This window comes from uncultured Actinomyces sp. (assembly GCF_963526355.1).
In the GTDB taxonomy this organism is placed as follows: domain Bacteria; phylum Actinomycetota; class Actinomycetes; order Actinomycetales; family Actinomycetaceae; genus Actinomyces.
In genome coordinates this window covers 1-16,986 of record NZ_CAUROW010000028.1, presented here as the reverse complement: position 1 = coordinate 16,986, position 16,986 = coordinate 1, and the positions used below count along the sequence as shown (strand labels likewise).

Sequence of the window (16,986 nt, the reverse complement as noted above, 5' to 3'; positions counted from 1 at the left end):
TCGTTGTCAGGAGGGCAGGTCGCGGCGGGTGTAGGCAGCCAGACCGATCGCAACGCCGACGAGGCCAACCGCGCTCTGGACGGCCAAGGGCTTCCAGTCGAGTGAGCCGACGACGTCGAGATGGTGACCGAGCACGCTCAGATCCTTGGCCCAGTCCTTGAGCTCCACGAGCCCGCCGAAGAACTGAGCGAAGGCGCTCCAGGCGACTACCGCCCAGGACATGCCCGTGAGCTTCGGTGCCAGGCCGACCAGGGCTGCCGCGATGCCGACGGCCGCCGCCATGCCGGGCAGCTGACTCACCGTGAACACGAAGGAGCGTGCCACGGCGTGGTCGTCCGTGAGCTGAGTCGCCGTCGTCGCCGCAAGGACCGTTGCCGAGACCAGCAGCAGGACTATCGACTCGATCAGTGCGCCCAGAACCTGGGAGAGGAACACACGTCCACGACCGACTCCGGCAGCGAGCTCAACCTCCACCAGGCCCGTGCGCTCCAGACCCGCCAACCAGTTCATCCGTCGTACCACCGCCACGGCCACGAGCAGCACCGTCACCACTGTCATCAGCGATACGAACTGCTCCACCGGGGACCCCGAGGCCATCTTGCCGACCCAGGAGGCCGTCGGAGAACCGGGGGCCAGCAGGTCCTTGACGCTGCCTGACACGGAGCCGTACAGAAGTGCGAGACCCGTTGAGGCCATGGCCCAGCCGATGAGGCTCCGCCACGACAGACGCCCGAGCAGATCCATATGGCCGCATATGCGCCACCTACGTTGAGACGAGCTGAGGTCGGGCAGGTAGCCGTCCAGGTACTCGCGGCGCGCGGCGAGCACCAAGGCGCTGAGCGCCAGTGCGATGGAAACGGTGCAGCAGACCGCGAGCACCGCGAACCGGTCATCGGTGTAAGGACGCACGAGGTCGCGCCACCCCAGGGGAGTCAGCCACCTGAGCCAGTCCGAGCTGCTGCCGTCTGAGAGCTGGTCGGCGCTCACCCGCATCACGAAAGCGAGTGCGAGCACAATCATGGACAGGCTCCGGGCCTGGCCGACCTGACGTCCCAGCTGGGAGGCCACCGCCGCGACGGCCGAGAACACCCATCCGGTCGCGCAGATCGTCCCGGCCAGGGCCCAGGCGCCGGAGACCGTCAGCTCCTCAATGCTCCTGGTCTGGCAGGTCAGAACGCCTCCGACCCCCGCAGACAGGGCGCCGACCACCGCCCACACCAGGGCCACCGGCACGAGAAAGGGAACCGCCCTGCCGGCACCCGCGGCGCGCAGGATCTCGACGAGTCCCTCGTCCTCGTCCGCCCGCAGTACCCGGCAGGTCAGCAGGATCGCCATGAGAGCGGTGCATATCAGCAGGAAGGTCCCGGTCTCCCACTGAAGGAGCTGACCGAGTCGGCCGGGCATGGGGACATAGCCGTAGAGCAGCTGGGTTCCCGGAGACTTGCGCATCTGCTCGATGAGCACCGTCCGGGTCTCCAGTGAGGGGTAGATGCTCTCGTAGCTCGGTGCGGTGACACTAACCAACAGCCACAGGGGCACCAGCCAGGCGGCGATCTGAACCCGGAATCGTCTCAGCAGAATCCGCAGACAGGTGCCCCAGCCGGCCAGGGTGCCGCCTGCCTCGGTCCTGCCGGTCGGAATTCTCGTAACGACTGCCGTGCTCTGCGCCGTGCTCATCGGGACTCCTCGTAATGACGCAGGAAGAGATCCTCCAGACTGGCCGGCTCACAGGTGACGTCCTGGATCCGGTGCTCACCCGTGAGGCTCAGTACCGTTGGCACCTGCTCTGCTGTTACCTCAAAGCTGAGGCGGCCACTGTCCTCGACGACGTCGAGATCCATGGTCTCCAGTGCCTGCGAGATGGTGCCGAGCTCGTCGGTAGCAGCGCCCAGCTCGATACGGGTGCGCGACAGGCGCCGCAGGGTCCCCAGATCGCCGTGCTCGACGACGCGGCCGTTCTTGATGATCGTCACCGCACTGCACAGCCGTTGGACCTCAGCCAGGATATGGCTGGAGAGCAGAACCGTGCGGCCCTCGCCGGCGGCCCTGGCGACCTCCTCGGTGAAGACCCGCTCCATGAGAGGATCCAGACCGCTGGTGGGCTCGTCGAGCACGAGCAGCCGTGTCGGCGCGGCCAGGGCGGCCACGAGCGCCACCTTCTGCCGGTTCCCCTTGGAATAAGTCCGTACCCGCTTGGTCGGATCGAGATCGAACCGCTCGATGAGCTCGGCCTCCCGATCGGTGTCGCGCGATCCGCGCAGCCCGGCCAGGGCGTCGAGCACCTGTCCGCCGGTCAGAGCCGGCCACAGCGCCACGTCGCCGGGAACATAGGAGACCTGCCGGTTGATGGCCGCGGCCTGGCTCCACGGCTCGCGGCCCAGCACGCTCACGCTTCCGGCGTCGGGCCGATAGAGCCCCAGCAGCACTCGGATCGTGGTGGATTTACCCGCCCCGTTGGGACCGAGGAAGCCGTGGACGCTGCCCGCCTCCACCTCCAGGTCGAGGTGATCGAGTGCCCTGAAGCGCCCGAAGCGCTTGACCAGACCGCGCACGTGCACCGGTGGCTCAGAGTCGGCTCCCAGGTCACGGACCGCGGCGGGAGGGGAATCCGCGGTGGGCAGAGCCGCATCCGTACGGGAGGTTGCTGCTGACGTCCTTGTTGCCTTCTTTGCCTTGGCTCTCACAGCACTGGCTCCTCTCCCGCCGAGCGGCGGATCGTTGCGGCGAAGTCCGGATCGGCGAGCATGAGCTCCATGAGCTCAGCCACGAAGGCATGCTGAGCCGGGTGGGGGTAGCTGGAAGCGGTCAGCACATGGGTGAGTCGCCACATGGCGCGCCCCAGAGCACCTGAGGGCAGGTCGTCCAGGACGGCCAGGGCGTGCTCCTTGTGACGGCACGCCAGCCCCCAGCTGTTGTGCGCGAGCCGGTGGGCCTCGGCCCGGCCCTCGGCCTTGGCCAGCGTGGACAGCCGGGTGAAGTCCGCGATCTGCTGGGCGGCCAGCTCCCGATCGGCCTCATCCAGTCCCTCGATGAAGGGGATCGCACTGTCGGGCACCATGCCCAGCGAGGCGAGTACCACCATCATCTGGCGCTCGGCTCGCAGCCCTCGCATGCTGCCGCCCAGGCGGGCGATCCTGGCCTCGATATCGTCGTAGAAACGTGTCAGAGCGCTGGGGGCGGGGGACAGGCCCTCACCGCGCTCCACCCGGGCGATGAGCTCATCGACACGGGAGGCCTGCTCGGCCAGGCTGCGTTGCTGCGCCTCGATCGTGCCCCGAGTGGCCCGCAGGTCACGCAGCACCGCCTCACGGCGGGAGTCCTGATCGGTGCCGATCGTGTCCGAGGCGAGCATCTCAGCCACCTGAGTCAGCGACAGTCCGCCGTCGGCCAGCCACCGGATACGCAGCAGACGGGCCACGTGCTCGACGCCGTACTCGCGCCGCCCCCGCACCGTGGGCGGAATCTCCAGTAGACCCAGGTGGTGGTAGTAGCGCACCGCCCTCGGCGTGGTGCCGGCGATCCGAGCAAGCTCCTTGACGTGCATGAATCCATCTCAGCAGGTGACGTAACGTCACCGTCAAGTCCCAGGTGGCAGCAACCTGACCGGACCGCATGACGAGGTGGAGAAGGATTCACCGCGCCACCCCGGTGACGGGACGATTCACACCCTCGCGACGGCGCAGACTACCCTTAAGGGCGGACAACCCCGGAGACACCTGGTGGAAGGCACCGCATATGACTGACGCTCCCGGCGTGCTCTCGCCCCTGGACGAGGCCGGCATCAACGCCGCCGTCGAGGAGGCCCTGGCCGCCTTCGCCGCAGCCGGCACCCTCGCCGAGCTCAAGGAGGCCCGCCTGGCTCACACCGGCGACGCCTCACCACTGACCCTGGCCAACCGGCTCATCGGAACCCTGGACAAGGCGGACAAGCCCACCGCCGGAAGGCTCCTGGGCGGCGCTCGCGGGCGCATCGCCAAGGCGCTGACCGCCAGGCAGGAGACCCTCGAGGCCGCCGCCGAGGAGCAGATGCTGCGTACCGAGGCCGTCGACGTCACCGTTCCCACATCTCGGACGGTGACGGGCGCGCGCCACCCCCTCGACGTCCTGGTCGACGAGGTCACCGACCTGTTCGTCGCCATGGGTTGGTCCATCGCCGAGGGGCCGGAGGTCGAGCACGAGTGGTTCGACTTCGACGCCCTCAACTTCGACGCCGACCACCCCGCCCGCCAGATGCAGGACACCTTCTACATCGACGGCTCCAGCGTCGGGGCGGCCGAGGGGCAGGCGGCCAACCTTGTGTTGCGCACCCACACCTCCCCGGTCCAGGCCCGGGTCATGCTCGATCAGCAGCCCCCGATCTACGTGGCCTGCCCCGGCAAGGTCTTCCGCTCCGACGAGCTCGATCAGACCCACACCCCCGTCTTCCACCAGGTCGAGGGCCTGGCCGTGGACAAGGGCCTGACGATGGCGCACCTCAAGGGTGTCCTCGACCACTTCGCCAAGGCCATGTTCGGCCCCGAGGCGCGCACCCGCCTGCGCCCCTCCTTCTTCCCCTTCACCGAGCCCAGCGCCGAGATGGACCTGTGGTTCCCCCAGAAGAAGGGCGGCGCCGGCTGGATCGAGTGGGGAGGCTGCGGCATGGTCAACCCCAACGTGCTCACCGCCTGCGGCATCGACCCCGAGGTCTACACCGGCTTCGCCTTCGGCATGGGCCTGGAGCGCACCCTCATGCTGCGCCACGGCATCGCCGACATGCACGACATCGTCGAGGGCGACATCCGCTTCTCCCAGCAGTTCGGCACCACCGGAAAGGGAAACTGACATGCCCTACGTCCCCATTGAATGGCTGCGCGAGCACGTCGACGTCCCCTCCGGCCTGAGCGCCGAGCAGCTCGCCGCCGACCTCGTCCGGGTGGGCCTGGAGGAGGAGCGCATCGTCCCCCCGGCCGTCACCGGCCCCCTCGTCGTCGGCAAGGTCCTTACCCTTGAGGCCAAGGAGCAGTCCAACGGCAAGGTCATCAACTACTGCCGCGTCGACGTCGGCCCCGAGCACAACGACGCCCCCGGCACCGGCAAGGAGCCCTCCGATCTGCCCAGCCGCGGCATCGTCTGCGGCGCCCACAACTTCGACGTCGGTGACTCCGTCGTGGTCTGTCTGCCCGGCGCCGTCCTGCCCGGCGACTTCCGCATCGCCGCGCGCAAGACCTACGGCCATGTCTCCGACGGCATGATCTGCTCGGCCCGTGAGCTCGGCATCGGGGAGGACCACTCCGGCATCATCGTGCTCCAGCAGTGGCTGGCCGAGCACGGCCACGACGGCGAGGAACCGCCCGCCCCCGGAACCGACGCCATCGGCATCCTCGGCCTGGGGGAGGAGGTCCTGGAGATCAACGTGACCCCGGACCGCGGTTACTGCTTCTCCATGCGCGGCGTTGCCCGCGAGTACTCCCACTCCACCGGTGCTCGTTTCGCCGACCCCGCCGACGACACCGACACGGGGCTCTACCCCAACGGGCTGGCGCCGGCAGGCGAAGGCGGCTTCGACGTCGTCATTCCCGAGGACCCCCGCCCCATCCACGGGCGCCCCGGCTGCGACCGCTACGTCGCCCGCCTCGTGCGCGGCATCGACCCGAACGCACCATCGCCGGTCTGGATGCAGGACCGTCTTACCGCCGCAGGTATGCGGCCCATCTCCCTGGCCGTCGACGTCACCAACTACGTCATGCTCGACCTGGGACAGCCGCTGCACGCCTTCGACGCCGGTAAGCTCACCGCCCCCATCGTCGTGCGACGCGCCCAGGAGGATGAGCGTCTCACCTTCCTTGACGACGTCACCCGCACCCTCGACCCCGAGGACCTGGTCATCTCCGACTCCCCGGAGGGAGAGGGGTCACGGGCACTGGTTCTGGCCGGTGTCTTCGGTGGGGCCCTGAGCGAGGTCGACGCCGATACCCGCGACGTCCTCATCGAGGCAGCCCACTTCGACCCGGTCTCCATTGCCCGCTCCTCCCGGCGCCACAAGCTTCCCACCGAGTCGTCCAAGCGCAATGAACGCGGCGTTGACACCGAGCTGGCCCCCATCGCCGCCCAGCGCGCCGTCGACCTGCTCGTCGAGTACGGCGGCGGCAGTGCCGAGCCCGTGTCCACCGACGTCAACCGCACCCGGCCCCCCGAGGCCATCACCATGCGTTCCGACGCCGCTGAGCGCCTCACCGGCGTCGCCTATGGAACCGACCGCGTCACCGAGCTGCTCACCACCATCGGCTGCACCGTGAAGCGCAGTGGGTCCGCCGATGACGGGACTGTGCTGCTCACCGTTACCCCTCCGACCTGGCGGCCGGATCTGGTGGGCCCGGCCCACTTGGTCGAGGAGATCGCCCGCCTCGACGGATACGACTCCATCCCGGTCATCGTGCCCAAGGTCCCCGCCGGCACGGGACTGAGCGCTGACCAGAGGGCCCGCCGCGACGTCGTGCGCGCCCTGGCGGATGCCGGACTCACCCAGGTCCTGTCCTACCCCTTCATCGGGGACGTCCACGACCTGCTCGAGATCCCATTGGACGACGCTCGCCGCCAGACGGTGCGCCTGGCCAACCCTCTGGCCGAGGACGCCCCCTACCTGCGCACGAGCATCCTGGACTCCCTGGTGGAGGTAGCTCGGCGCAACGTCTCGCGCGGCCTGACTGACGCAGCCGTCTTTGAGATCGGGACGGTCACTCACCCAGCCGGTACAGTACCCGCACCGATCCCTGAGACTGGCCGCCGGCCCACCGATGCCGAGCTAGCGGCTCTGCGAGCGGGTATCCCCGCTCAGCCCACCCATGTCGGCGCTGTCATGACCGGTGAGCATGAGCGCAGCGGAGTCCTCGGGGCCGGCCGTCCCTGGGACTGGGCCGACGCCGTCGAGGCGGTCCGCACAGTGGCCGGCATCCTCGGGGTAGAGGTCGTTGTCGCCGCCCCGGAGCAGCCCCACGCCCCCTGGCACCCCGGCCGCACCGCAGAGATCCGTCTGCCTGGCCGGCGCCGGGGCAAGGAGATCGAGCTCGGGACGCTCGTCGCGCACGCCGGTGAGCTTCACCCGCGGGTGGTCCGCGCACTCGGACTGCCGGAGCGGGCTTGCGCCGTCGAGATCGACCTTGACCCGCTGCTGGAGGCTGCTCGCAGCGTCGGAGCACTCCAGGTCAAGGCCGTCTCCACCTTTCCGGCTGCCAAGGAGGATATTGCCCTCGTCGTTGACGAAGCCGTCACCGCTGGCCAGGTCGAGGATCTGGTCAGGCAGGCCGCCGGGGACCTGGCCGAAGAGATTCGCCTTTTCGACATTTTCCGTGGTGCCCAGCTCGGCGAGGGCAAGAAGTCCCTGGCCGTCTCCCTGGTGCTGCGTGCTCCCGACCGCACACTGACCGCTGAGGAGACTGCCGGCGTACGTAAGCGTGTTGTCAAGCGAGCCGCCAAGCTTCTGGGTGCCGAGCTGCGCAGTTGAGCGACGCAGAGCCCGGCGACGCTGTTGATCGTCGCGGTGTGATACACATCATGACCATTGGAGTGGCTTTGGTGCTTTCGTCGGGTAGTGGATCCCAGACAGCAGGTGTGGTCTCGGTAATACTAGGCGACATGAAGATCTTGCTGACCTCTTCCTCCAAGCATGGGTCCACCGACGAGGTGGCTGCAGTGATCGCCGAACGGCTCCAGGCTGCCCAGATCACTGTTGAGATCAAGCGTCCCGAGGATGTCGACAGCGTCGATGGGTACGACGCCTTCATCCTGGGCAGCGCCGTCTATATGACCAAGTGGACATCGGAGGCCGTCGACTTCACCAGGCGTTTCCATGACGACCTCAAGGCCAAGCCCGTGTGGGCCTTCTCTGTGGGACTCTCCGGCTTGCCGAAGGGCAAGGTCTCCGACCCCATGCGCATCGGCCCGGTTCTGCTGGCGCTCGACCCTGAGGATCACATGACTTTTGCGGGGCGCTTCGACCCCTCCAAGCTGAGCCTCCGTGAGCGTTCCATCGCCAAGTTGGGCGGCGCCACCGAGGGTGACTATCGCGATTGGGATGAGGTGCGGCAGTGGGCGGACGCCATCGCCACCTCCCTCTACGACGACACCCTCATAGGGCGTAGGGGGCGTAGCTAGCCGCAGACGATTGAGGCGACGGGAGGGGGCGGTGACCGTCGGTTGCTGTATTTCTATGCAGTTGGATGTATTGTTGCTGCATGACCTGGTCTATTGCTGTTGCCGGAGCCACCGGATACGCGGGTGGCGAGGTTCTGCGTCTACTTGTCAACCATCCCGAGATAAGGATCGGTGCGCTCACAGCCGCCTCGTCCGCCGGTAGTCGTCTCGGTGATCACCATCCGCACTTGCTGCCTCTGGCCGACCGAATCGTCCGGCCGACCGAGGCGGAGACCCTCGCAGAGCATGACGTCGTCGTCCTGGCCCTGCCTCATGGCGCTTCCGGTGTCATCACGGCCGCTCTTGAAGAGCTCGGAACCGTCAGTGGTCACACACCCGTCCTCATCGACTGCGGCGCGGACCACCGCCTGACCAGTAAGCAGGTATGGGAGGCCTTCTACGGCTCGGACTATGCCGGAGCCTGGACCTACGGCATGCCTGAGCTCCTGCGCGACGGCGAGGCACGCGCTCGGGCTCAGCGCGTCGAGCTCGCCGCCACCAGGCGCATTGCGGTCCCTGGCTGCAACGTCACCGCTGTCACCCTCGCTCTTCAACCGGGCGTGGCCGCAGGGCTCATTGACCCGTCCCGGCTGACAGCGGTTCTGACGGTCGGCTACTCCGGGGCCGGTAGGGCGCTCAAGCCCCACCTCACCGCGGCCGAGGCACTGGGGTCGGCCCAGCCCTACGCGGTCGGTGGCACCCATAGGCACATCCCCGAGATCATCCAGAACCTGGAGATTGCGGGCGCCGCCACCGGCGTGACACGCCTGTCCTTCACCCCGGTCCTGGTCCCCATGAGTCGCGGCATCCTCGCCACCGTCACCGCCCCGCTGACTCCCGCCCTGCGAGACCTCGCTAACCCGCAGGCGGCGCTGCGGAAGGTATGGGAGAGCGCTTACGGGGCGATCGGAAGTGGTGAGCCCCTCATCCATCTCCTGCCTGAAGGCACCTGGCCCACGACGGGCGCCGTCCTGGGCAGCGGAACCGCCACCGTCCAGGTCTCCATCGACAGTGGTGCGGACACCGTGGTCGCCATGTGTGCCATCGACAACCTTGGCAAGGGCACCGCCAGCGCCGCCATGCAGTCCCTCAACCTGGCTCTCGGCCTGGAGGAGACCACCGCCATCACTACCCAAGGAGTTGCACCGTGAGCGTGACAGCCGCCAGGGGCTTCCGGGCAGCCGGCATACGTGCCGGCCTCAAGGCCTCTGGCAAGCCCGACCTCGCCCTCGTCGTCAACGACGGCCCACTCGACACCGCCGCCGGAGTCTTCACCACCAACCGTGCCGTTGCCGCACCGGTCGTCTGGTCGCGCCGGCTCCTGGCCGGTCACGGGCGCGGCGAGCCGGGACGCGCCCGGGCCGTCGTCCTCAATTCCGGAAGCGCCAACGCCTGCACCGGAGAACAAGGCCTCCGCGACACTGAGGCCACAGCAGCCTGTGCCGCGGGGCTGCTGAGGACCGAGCCGGGCCAGGTCCTGGTCTGTTCCACCGGAGTCATCGGGGAGCGCATCGACATGCCCGTCCTCCTGGAGGGTATCGACGTCGCGGCCCTCGCCCTGGCTGATACGCCCCGGGCCGGGACCGACGCGGCCATCGCCATCATGACCACCGACACCGTCTCCAAGGAGGACGTCCTCACGGTCGGCACCGGCGAGAAGGGCTGGACCATCGGCGGCATGATCAAGGGAGTGGGCATGCTGGCGCCGGGACTGGCCACGATGCTTGCCGTTATCACCACTGACGCCGTCCTCACCCCTCGGGAGGCGCAGGATGCCCTGGCGTCTGTCACGGCACGGACCGTCAACCGGATCAACTCCGACGGCTGCATGTCCACCAACGACACCGTCCTCCTGCTGGCCTCCGGAGCCTCTGGTGTCACACCCTCCCGAGCCGAGTTCGACGAGGCGCTGACCGATGTGATGAGCAGACTCGGGCGGCGTCTCGTGGCCGACGCCGAGGGCGCCACCCACGACATCGCCATTACCGTCTCCGGCGCCGTCAGCGAGGCCGCCGCGGAGGCCGCGGCCCGCACGGTGAGCTCCTCCAACCTTCTCAAGTGCGCCGTCGCCGGGGCCGATCCGAACTGGGGACGCGTCCTGTCACAGCTGGGAACCGTGCCCGAGGACGTCTGCCCCTTCAACCCTGACGAGGTCGACGTGACCATCAACGGCGTGACGATCTTCCGCCACGGTGCCCCCGATCAGGACCGCGACTTGGTGGACATGAGTCCGCGCGAGACCCGTATCGATATCGCCCTGTCAGCGGGCCGGGCCGAGGCCACTGTGTGGACCAACGACCTCACCCACGGCTACGTCACCATCAACGCGGACTACACGACATGAACCGGACGCCTCTCCACCCTCAGATCAAGGCCTCCGTCCTGCTGGAGGCAGTACCTTGGCTGCGCACCTACAAGGGCGCCACCATGGTCATCAAGTACGGCGGCAACGCCATGGTGAACGACGACCTCAAACGCGCCTTCGCCCAGGACGTCCTCTTCCTCCACCAGGTCGGGGTGCGCCCCGTCGTCGTCCACGGCGGAGGCCCCCAGATCAATGCCATGCTCAAGCGATTGGGTATCAGCTCGGAGTTCCGCGGCGGTCTGCGCGTGACCACGCCCGAGGTCATGGACGTGGTCCGTATGGTCCTCACCGGCTCCGTTCAGCGCGAGCTCGTCTCCCTGCTCAACACCGACGGTGCCGCCGCCGTTGGTATCAGCGGTGAGGACGGTGGACTCCTACGGGCCCGTCAGCGCCTGGCCACAGTGGACGGGCGCAGCGTCGACGTGGGCCTGGTCGGCGACGTCGTCGACGTCAGCCCGCAGCCCATCATCGACCTGCTCGATCAGGGCCGCATCCCCGTCATCTCCTCGGTCGCCCCGTTGACGACGGACTCCGAGACCGTCCTCAACGTCAACGCCGACACGGCGGCCGCCGCGATCGCCGTGGCGCTCAAGGCCCGCACCCTGCTCATGCTCACCGACGTCGAGGGGCTCTACGCCGCCTGGCCCGACCGCGGCTCGCTGGTGCCATTCATCAGCGCGGCCGCGCTCGAGGAGCTCCTGCCCACCCTCGAGTCCGGGATGATTCCCAAAATGGAGGCTTGTCTGCGGGCAGTGTACGGGGGAGTCGGCCAGGCCCACGTCGTCGACGGCCGTCAGGCCCACAGCATGCTCCTGGAGATCGTCACCGACCAGGGCGTCGGCACCGTCATTCACCCCGGCGACGCCCCGGTACCGCCACTGAACGGAGGAAAAAGCCTATGAGCGTGCCCTCAGAACCGGGCTCATCAGCGCCGGCTCCCGCCACCGACGGGGCCGGCTCCGCCGCTGGCACTGTCGTCGGGACGGCCAGCGGTGACGGCACCACTGGTGCCGTCTGGTTGAATCGCTACACCGACGCCGTCATGAACACCTTCGGCACCCCCGGTCGGGTCCTGGTACGCGGACAGGGGGCCCACGTCTGGGACGCAGATGGTAAGGAGTACACCGACCTGCTGGCCGGGATCGCCGTCAACTGCCTGGGACACGCCCATCCTGCGATTGTCGAGGCCGTGAGCACTCAGATCTCCACCCTCGGACACGTCTCGAACTTCTTCACCACCCCCGCCCAGGTTCGCCTCGCCGAGGAGCTCATCTCCCTGACCTTCCCGGGATGGCCCGCACACGACTCCCGGGTCTTCCTGGCCAACTCCGGGACCGAGGCCAACGAGGCCGCCTTCAAGATCGCCCGCCGGCACGGCGGTGGTAGCCGCCCTCGCGTCCTGGCTCTTCAAGACGCCTTTCACGGGCGAACCATGGGTGCCTTGGCCCTGACTCACAAGGCCGCCTACCGGGAGCCCTTCGAGCCCCTGCCCGGCGGTGTTGAGTTCGTTCCGGCCGGCGATACCGAGGCGCTGCGCAGAGCGCTGGGACCGGACGTGGCGGCACTCATCGTTGAGCCCATCCAAGGGGAGGCCGGGGTTCGCGAGCTGCCGGCGGGATACCTGGAGGCCGCTCGCGAGTTGACCAGGGCAGCCGGCGCTCTGCTCATCATCGATGAGGTCCAGACCGGGATGGGGCGCTGCGGCGCCTGGATGGCGCACCATCTGCTGGCCCCCGGCGTCGTGCCTGACGTCGTCACCCTCGCCAAGGGCCTGGGCGGCGGTGTCCCCATCGGCGCAGTCGTTGCCACCGGTGAGGCCGCGAGTCTTCTGGGGCCCGGTCAGCACGGCACTACCTTCGGCGGCAACCCGGTGGCCTGCGCGGCCGCGCTCGCCGTCATCGACACCATTCGCGGACAGGACCTGCTCGGCCGGGTCGAGCGGCTCGGCTCGGCCTGGTGCCGGGAGCTGCTGGCCGTTGACGGCGTTGACGAGGTACGCGGCCGAGGCCTGCTCATCGGCGTCGGGCTGGCCGCGGGCCTCCCGTCCGCCGTCGAGATCGCCGCCGCCCTGGCTGAACACGGTTTCATCGTCAACGCGCCGCGTCCCGACACTATCCGCCTGGCACCGCCCTTCATCTTGTCCGACGATGACGCCCGGGCCTTCACCGCAACCTTCTCCGAGGTTGTCCGCCGGGCACTGTCCGAGAAAGTGAGTTCATGAGCGCCACCATTGAGGCCTCCCATCGGGACCCGGCGGCACCGGCCCCACTGACCCCTGGGACCAAGACCGCCCGGCATGCCTGCATCGTCCAGATCCTCTCCCGTGAACGCATCCGCTCCCAGGCCCAGCTGCGCAAGGCCCTGGCTCTACGCGGCATCAGCACCACTCAGGCCACGCTCTCGCGGGACCTGGTGGAGCTGCGGGCCACGAAGATCCGCGCACCGGGTGGAGAGCTCATCTACTCGATGCCCGAGGCCGGGGCCCCCGGCCAGGTCCACGCCGGAGCCTTCATCGGGGCGGAGGAGACCGAGGACTCCCTGCCCGCCCACACGACTCCCCGCCTGGCCAGGTGGTGCGCAGAGCTGCTCGTCACCGCTGAGTGGGCCGGATCCCAAGTCGTTCTGCGAACCCCGGCCGGAGCCGCCCAGCTGCTTGCAGGAGCCGTCGACGACGCCATGATGCCCGGAGTCCTGGGCTGTATCGCCGGAGACGACACCGTCCTGGTCATCACCCGCAGTGCTCAGGTCGCCGCTGACGTGGCCGGGCACCTGCTCGCGCTGGCCGATCCCTCGACCCGAGCCTGACTTCTCCCTACCGCCCTCGACACCTCCGTCACCTCACCACCGGTTCGCTAGTGCCACCAAAAAGAGGAGAGATTCCCATGAGTACTCATAAGGACCGTGTCGTCCTGGCCTATTCCGGAGGCCTGGACACGTCTGTTGCCATCGGCTGGATCGGCGAGGCCACCGGCCGAGAGGTCGTCGCTGTCGCCGTTGACGTCGGCCAGGGCGGCGAGGACCTTGAGGTGATCCGTCAGCGAGCCCTTGACTGCGGCGCCGTCGATGCCTTTGTGACCGATGCCCGCGATGAGTTCGCCAATGACTACTGCATGCCCGCTCTGAAGGCCAATGCTCTCTATGAGGGTACCTACCCGCTCGTCTCGGCGCTCTCTCGGCCCGTCATCGCCCGCCACCTGGTCAAGGCCGCCCGTGAGTTCGGCGCCCACACAGTGGCGCACGGCTGCACCGGTAAGGGCAATGACCAGGTCCGTTTCGAGGTCTCCATCACTTCGATGGCCCCTGACATGGACTGCATCTCCCCGGTGCGTGACCTGGCGCTGACTCGTGACGTTGCCATTGACTACGCCGAGAAGCACAACCTGCCGATCGAGACCACCAAGCACAACCCGTTCTCCATCGACCAGAACGTGTGGGGCCGCGCCATTGAGACCGGCTACCTGGAGGACCTGTGGAACGCTCCCACCAAGGACGTCTACGTCTACACGGATGACCCCACCTACCCGCCTCTGCCCGATGAGGTGATCCTTACCTTCAAGGAGGGTGTCCCCGTGGCCATCGACAGCAGGGAGGTCACCCCGCTGGAGGCTATCCAGGAGCTCAACCGCCGGGCCGGGGCCCAGGGGGTGGGACGTATCGACATGGTGGAGAACCGGCTCGTGGGCATCAAGTCCCGTGAGATCTACGAAGCCCCCGGGGCCGTCGCCCTCATCGAGGCGCATCGGGCGCTCGAGGCCGTCACCCTGGAGCGCATGCAAAGCCGCTATAAGCGGAGCATGGAGCAGACTTGGGCGGAGCTCGTCTACGAGGCCCAGTGGTACTCCCCGCTCAAGCGGTCCATGGACGCCTTCATCGAGGACACCCAGCGCTACGTCAGTGGTGACATCCGTATGGTTCTGCACGGCGGCCGTGCAACCGTTACCGGACGTCGCTCCGAGACCGGCCTGTACGACTTCAACCTGGCCACCTACGAGAGCGGGGACACTTTCGACCAGTCCTCCTCACGAGGGTTCATCGAGATCTACGGCATGCAGTCCAAGCTCGCTGCTGCCCGTGATGTGCGCGCCGGCAATGGCCAGGGATTCTGACGGGGATCTTCGACACAAGGCCCCGGCCCGTCACCGATTCTTCCGGAGCAGGCCCGCCTCAGGTTGACTGGACATGATGAACCGGTTGCCTCTGCGGAGTAGGGCGGAGGCAACCGGTTCAGTCATCCTGTGCAGGAGCACCGGTACGGCAGCGGTCGGTGTCCGGGAGTCGTCGACCTCGGTTCACTCAGCCGGCTCGGACGCCCGGGCCTCGCCCTCGTGGGGCCGGCGACGCAGCCAGCGGGAGTCGTCGTTGGCGTAGGCGTAGTAGCCGCCGATGAGCAGACCGCCGCCCACGAAGTTACCCAGCAGCGCCACGGCCACGTTGCCCAGGGCCGGTAGGACGTCGATGCCATGCGTCAGCCCTACGACGGTGAACAGGACGGTGTTGGCCACCGAGTGCTCGAAGCCGAGGAAGGCGAAGACGAACACAGCGATGATCATCGAGAAGATCTTGGACCAGTCCTCGTGGATGAAGCCGTTGTAGATGAGAAGCATCGCCAGGTTGATCATGAAGTTGCACAGGATCGCCCGCACGAAGAGGTCGGCGACCCCGGAGGCCGATGACAGGTAATGGAGCTTGCCCTCCACCGAGTGCACGGCCTGCTCGCCGGTGGCTCCGCCCACGAGTGTGGAGAAGTGGTACATGACGGCGAAGACGAGCCCGCCGATGAAGTTGCCGGCCAGGCACATGAACAGCACCCTCAGGGTCCTCCACGCCGAGATGCGCTTGTAGTAGTAGCCGATGACCACCACCATCATGTTGCTGGTGAGCAGCTCGGACTTCGTGTAGTAGATGAAGACGAGGGCGGGTCCGAAGGCCAGAGCTCCGAGCATCTTGCCGACCCCTGCAAGCGAGGTGTCTCCGACGCGCAGGCCGTCGAAGACACCGACGATGGCGTAGTTGACGATGTAGAAGACCGCCACGATCATGCCGGCCATGGCCGCACGCATGAGGTAGCGGTGAGCGATGGTCCCGGTCATCCGGGTCTTGGTCTCCAACGCCTCGAGCACGGTGGAGATGAACTGTTTGCCTGGGAAAAGAGCGTTTTGTTCGGCGGGCACGGGCTCATCATGACATGAGGGTCGAGTCACAAGGCAGGCCTTTCTTCCTTCCCGTTGGTCGGTGCCGTCCGGCCGTCCCCGGTGCTCGGGCCTTCCTCAAGGCAGGCCGACCTCTTCGCCACTGATCCACCACGGACCGGTTCCGCATGGATCGTTGAGGCACCCGGGCGGCTGCATGGGTCATGATGGGGTCATGAGCCAGTCCTCCAGTCACTCCCACTCCTCCGTCGATCGGATCGCCACCTCCCCGCAGCAGCCCTTGCGGCCTGTGGGAGTCAGCCTGTGGGGTGGGCGCTTCTCCGGGGGACCCGCCGACGCGCTGACCGCACTGTCGGTGAGCACTCACTTCGACTGGCGCCTCGCCCGATACGATATCGCCGGCTCCCGAGCCCACGCCCGCGCCCTGGCTCAGGCCGGCCTGCTGGACGCGGGTCAGCTGTCCGGCATGCTGGATGCCCTGGACCGTCTCGAGGCGGACGTCGTCGCCGGCATCTTCGTCCCCGAGGTCTCCGATGAGGACGTCCACACAGCCCTGGAGCGCGGTCTCATCGAGCGCGCCGGCGACGACCTGGGTGGGCGCCTGCGTGCCGGGCGCAGCCGCAACGACCAGATCGCCACCCTCATCCGCATGTACCTGCGCGACCAGGCGCGTCATATCGCAGGCCTCGTCCTCGACGTCGTCGACGCCCTCATCGACCAGGCGGCTCGGGCCTCCGACGCCATCATGCCCGGACGCACCCACATGCAGCACGCCCAGCCGGTCCTCGTCGCCCACCAGCTGCTCGCCCACGCCTGGCCGCTCATGCGCGACGTCGAGCGCCTCGAGGACTGGGACGCGCGTGCCGCCGTGAGCCCTTACGGCTCCGGAGCACTGGCCGGTAACACGCTCGGCATGGACCCCGACGCCGTGGCCACTGACCTCGGCTTCGAGGCGGCCGTGGAGAACTCCATTGACGGCACCGCCGCCCGCGACGTCGTCGTCGAGCTGAGCTTCGTCCTCGCGATGGTCGCGGTGGACGTCTCGCGCTTGAGCGAGGAGATCATCATCTGGAACACCAAGGAGTTCGACTTCGTCACTCTCGACGACTCCTACTCCACGGGCTCATCCATCATGCCGCAGAAGAAGAACCCGGACGTGGCCGAACTGGCCCGAGGCAAGGCCGGACGCCTCATCGGCGACCTGACCGGGCTGCTCGCCACCCTCAAGGCCCTGCCGCTGGCCTACGACCGGGACCTGCAGGAGGACAAGGAGCCCGTCTTCGACGCCGTCGATACCCTGGC

General features: G+C 67.9%; 14 protein-coding genes. 10 read left to right on the top strand and 4 right to left on the bottom strand.

Translation table 11 applies throughout. The features are described 5' to 3' along the window. Window positions 1-6 precede the first annotated feature (6 nt). From RWR81_RS07590 to RWR81_RS07580, 3 genes are read right to left on the bottom strand one after another with little or no spacing between them, the layout of a single operon-like run. Window positions 7-1,677, bottom strand: a complete 1,671-nt coding sequence (locus RWR81_RS07590) for a Tat pathway signal protein (RefSeq protein WP_314456491.1) — start codon at window positions 1,675-1,677, stop codon at window positions 7-9. Beyond that, on the bottom strand, window positions 1,674-2,621 hold the full coding sequence (locus RWR81_RS07585; protein WP_399498209.1) for an ABC transporter ATP-binding protein: 948 nt from the start codon (window positions 2,619-2,621) through the stop codon (window positions 1,674-1,676). The genes RWR81_RS07590 and RWR81_RS07585 overlap by 4 nt, the downstream gene beginning before the upstream one ends. Window positions 2,622-2,680: 59 nt before the next feature. Then, window positions 2,681-3,544 (bottom strand): MerR family transcriptional regulator, encoded by an 864-nt coding sequence (locus RWR81_RS07580; protein WP_314456489.1) that lies wholly within the window; start codon window positions 3,542-3,544, stop codon window positions 2,681-2,683. A 191-nt stretch (window positions 3,545-3,735) separates the two neighbouring features. On the opposite strand from RWR81_RS07580, the gene pheS reads away from it, so the two are divergent. The 9 genes from pheS (at window position 3,736) to RWR81_RS07535 (ending at window position 14,640) form a co-directional block, all read left to right on the top strand. Further along, window positions 3,736-4,821: a phenylalanine--tRNA ligase subunit alpha gene (gene pheS, locus RWR81_RS07575; RefSeq protein ID WP_314456487.1), complete on the top strand. Its 1,086-nt coding sequence runs from the start codon at window positions 3,736-3,738 to the stop codon at window positions 4,819-4,821. 1 nt (window position 4,822) lies between these two features. Continuing rightward, window positions 4,823-7,480, top strand: a complete 2,658-nt coding sequence (gene pheT, locus RWR81_RS07570; protein ID WP_314456485.1) for a phenylalanine--tRNA ligase subunit beta — start codon at window positions 4,823-4,825, stop codon at window positions 7,478-7,480. Window positions 7,481-7,611: 131 nt separating this feature from the next. Further along, window positions 7,612-8,130: a flavodoxin domain-containing protein gene (locus RWR81_RS07565; RefSeq protein WP_314456483.1), complete on the top strand. Its 519-nt coding sequence runs from the start codon at window positions 7,612-7,614 to the stop codon at window positions 8,128-8,130. An 80-nt stretch (window positions 8,131-8,210) separates the two neighbouring features. Continuing rightward, window positions 8,211-9,320 carry an N-acetyl-gamma-glutamyl-phosphate reductase gene (gene argC / locus RWR81_RS07560; protein WP_314456480.1) on the top strand — a complete coding sequence of 370 codons (1,110 nt, stop codon included), beginning with the start codon at window positions 8,211-8,213 and terminating at the stop codon, window positions 9,318-9,320. Continuing rightward, a complete protein-coding gene (gene argJ / locus RWR81_RS07555; protein ID WP_314456478.1) occupies window positions 9,317-10,513 on the top strand; it encodes a bifunctional glutamate N-acetyltransferase/amino-acid acetyltransferase ArgJ in 1,197 nt (398 codons plus the stop codon). Before argC ends, argJ begins: the two co-directional genes overlap by 4 nt. Then, window positions 10,510-11,436, top strand: a complete 927-nt coding sequence (gene argB, locus RWR81_RS07550; protein WP_314456476.1) for an acetylglutamate kinase — start codon at window positions 10,510-10,512, stop codon at window positions 11,434-11,436. The genes argJ and argB overlap by 4 nt, the downstream gene beginning before the upstream one ends. Next, the gene (locus tag RWR81_RS07545) at window positions 11,433-12,755 is read left to right on the top strand and encodes an acetylornithine transaminase (RefSeq protein WP_314456474.1); all 1,323 of its coding nucleotides are present in this window, start codon (window positions 11,433-11,435) and stop codon (window positions 12,753-12,755) included. The genes argB and RWR81_RS07545 overlap by 4 nt, the downstream gene beginning before the upstream one ends. Then, complete coding sequence (locus tag RWR81_RS07540) at window positions 12,752-13,339, top strand: ArgR family transcriptional regulator (protein WP_314456472.1); 588 nt, start codon at window positions 12,752-12,754, stop codon at window positions 13,337-13,339. The genes RWR81_RS07545 and RWR81_RS07540 overlap by 4 nt, the downstream gene beginning before the upstream one ends. 77 nt (window positions 13,340-13,416) lie before the next feature. Further along, window positions 13,417-14,640: an argininosuccinate synthase gene (locus RWR81_RS07535; RefSeq protein WP_314456469.1), complete on the top strand. Its 1,224-nt coding sequence runs from the start codon at window positions 13,417-13,419 to the stop codon at window positions 14,638-14,640. Window positions 14,641-14,823: 183 nt separating this feature from the next. On the opposite strand, the gene RWR81_RS07530 is transcribed toward RWR81_RS07535, so the two are convergent. Next, window positions 14,824-15,705: a formate/nitrite transporter family protein gene (locus tag RWR81_RS07530; RefSeq protein WP_314456467.1), complete on the bottom strand. Its 882-nt coding sequence runs from the start codon at window positions 15,703-15,705 to the stop codon at window positions 14,824-14,826. Window positions 15,706-15,880: 175 nt separating this feature from the next. On the opposite strand from RWR81_RS07530, the gene argH reads away from it, so the two are divergent. After that, window positions 15,881-16,986 (top strand): argininosuccinate lyase (gene argH, locus RWR81_RS07525; RefSeq protein ID WP_314456465.1); only part of this gene is annotated, 1,106 nt, incomplete at its 3' end.

Coding starts and splice junctions, on each gene's coding strand:
- RWR81_RS07590 (WP_314456491.1), bottom strand. CDS start 1,677: ATGAGCACGGCGCAGAGCACGGCAGTCGTTACGAGAATTCCGACCGGC.
- RWR81_RS07580 (WP_314456489.1), bottom strand. CDS start 3,544: ATGCACGTCAAGGAGCTTGCTCGGATCGCCGGCACCACGCCGAGGGCG.
- pheS (WP_314456487.1), top strand. CDS start 3,736: ATGACTGACGCTCCCGGCGTGCTCTCGCCCCTGGACGAGGCCGGCATC.
- pheT (WP_314456485.1), top strand. CDS start 4,823: ATGCCCTACGTCCCCATTGAATGGCTGCGCGAGCACGTCGACGTCCCC.
- RWR81_RS07565 (WP_314456483.1), top strand. CDS start 7,612: ATGAAGATCTTGCTGACCTCTTCCTCCAAGCATGGGTCCACCGACGAG.
- argC (WP_314456480.1), top strand. CDS start 8,211: ATGACCTGGTCTATTGCTGTTGCCGGAGCCACCGGATACGCGGGTGGC.
- argB (WP_314456476.1), top strand. CDS start 10,510: ATGAACCGGACGCCTCTCCACCCTCAGATCAAGGCCTCCGTCCTGCTG.
- RWR81_RS07545 (WP_314456474.1), top strand. CDS start 11,433: ATGAGCGTGCCCTCAGAACCGGGCTCATCAGCGCCGGCTCCCGCCACC.
- RWR81_RS07540 (WP_314456472.1), top strand. CDS start 12,752: ATGAGCGCCACCATTGAGGCCTCCCATCGGGACCCGGCGGCACCGGCC.
- RWR81_RS07535 (WP_314456469.1), top strand. CDS start 13,417: ATGAGTACTCATAAGGACCGTGTCGTCCTGGCCTATTCCGGAGGCCTG.